Origin of the sequence: Microbacterium sp. B19 (assembly GCF_000333395.1) — a bacterium.
Classification (GTDB): domain Bacteria; phylum Actinomycetota; class Actinomycetes; order Actinomycetales; family Microbacteriaceae; genus Microbacterium.
The window spans coordinates 1-364 of record NZ_BADA01000506.1; the positions used below are offsets into that span (position 1 = coordinate 1).

General features: G+C 74.2%; 1 protein-coding gene. It reads left to right on the plus strand.

The window, feature by feature from the left end; all coding sequences use genetic code 11:
* Positions 1-364: hypothetical protein (locus I5G_RS23295; RefSeq protein ID WP_036329113.1), on the plus strand; the 364-nt coding region annotated here is incomplete at both ends.

A 364-nucleotide genomic window follows, 5' to 3' on the forward strand; every position in this document is an offset into this window, starting at 1 on the left:
GGCATCTGCCACCGCTACAACCAGAGCGGGGTGCCGGCGCTCGAGGACCCCCGTGTCAGCCCCGCCGCTGCACGCTCGGCACGCGAGATGCTCGCTGCCGACGGCACGGGTCGCGGCTTCGTGCTGGCCACCTCACCGGTGGTCGGCATCGCCGCCGACGCTCTGTCGGCGCGGGTCTTCGTCAGCGCGACGTTCCTCGCGCCCCGGGGCGCCGATCGCATCGAGCACCGTCGAGGAAGCCTGCTCGTGAGCTTCACGCGCGCCCCGGTCGAACTGCGCGTCCGGAACGAGCCCGCGGTCGACCCGGAGAGCGGCGAGCGCTTCAGCAGCCGACACCTCGTGGAGTGCCTGCGGCGCGGGGCCG